The following is an 809-nucleotide window of genomic DNA, read 5'->3' as shown; positions in this document are numbered from 1 at the left end:
TCGCGACAACAAGCCAAAAGGACAGCCTAAGCCAGTACCTCAACCCAAAGCACGTCGCCCAGTTAGAAAGGTCCCTTCCCCACCAAGAGGGCGCCCTACTGGTTACTCGAATTACGCCACTCGATATTAATGCCTGCTCGTTACGAGCGTTTTTCCCGGTTGACTTGACTGGGTGATAACACACCGAATGTTCGCATCCCCCTCAACCAAGGACTCCCCCTCCGACGACGCGATCATATTTGTCATCAAAGGGCCTCAATACGCACACTCGATAACCTTGGTCACTTAAGACAAGACCGAACAAGGCGTTGCTCGTCGAAAAACATAACCCGTTTGAATGCCGCTACCGGCTAGAATATCGAAACAAAATCCAGACACACTAATGACCTTCTCTTATGAGTGTTTGATGACGTTACACAATAAGCAGACTTCAGTCGTCATACAGAGAAGAGAGTAAAGCCTTTGCCGATGCACGATGCTCGGAGGTGGTTTCTATCGTCCTTTCCGTTTTCTTCGCGTAGGCGTAGTCTTCTCGCATCTGCTTAATGGTGGTAGTGTTATCACACACACTGATACTCACCCCCTTCCCTCGGTTGCCTTCCTCTAGTATTAAAGAGTCGGTATACCCAAACTCATTCACCAAAATCTCATGAACCTTGACGGCCTTTACGGTGGAGTAAAAGTCGGTTGAATTCACCCAAATCACGTGCATGGATATGTCAGCGGATACTGTAGAGCGAACTGTCATGTGACCCCCTAAGCGCCAAAACGCACATCGAAACAAAATCCTGAGCACTTAAACGTTCCCG

The 809-nt window shown here is 48.6% G+C and carries 1 protein-coding gene; it reads right to left on the bottom strand.

Going from position 1 to position 809, the window contains the following annotated elements; genetic code table 11:
• Window positions 1–430 precede the first annotated feature (430 nt).
• Window positions 431–748: a hypothetical protein gene (locus MD535_RS25710; RefSeq protein ID WP_102556368.1), complete on the bottom strand. Its 318-nt coding sequence runs from the start codon at window positions 746–748 to the stop codon at window positions 431–433.
• Window positions 749–809: the final 61 nt, after the last annotated feature.

The sequence above is a fragment of the Vibrio qingdaonensis genome, assembly GCF_026191675.1.
Taxonomy (GTDB): domain Bacteria; phylum Pseudomonadota; class Gammaproteobacteria; order Enterobacterales; family Vibrionaceae; genus Vibrio; species Vibrio qingdaonensis.
This window is presented reverse-complemented; position numbering and strand designations above follow the sequence as displayed.

What these genes read in the sequence shown, in the direction of transcription:
- MD535_RS25710 (WP_102556368.1), bottom strand. Translation starts at nt 748, where the DNA reads ATGACAGTTCGCTCTACAGTATCCGCTGACATATCCATGCACGTGATT.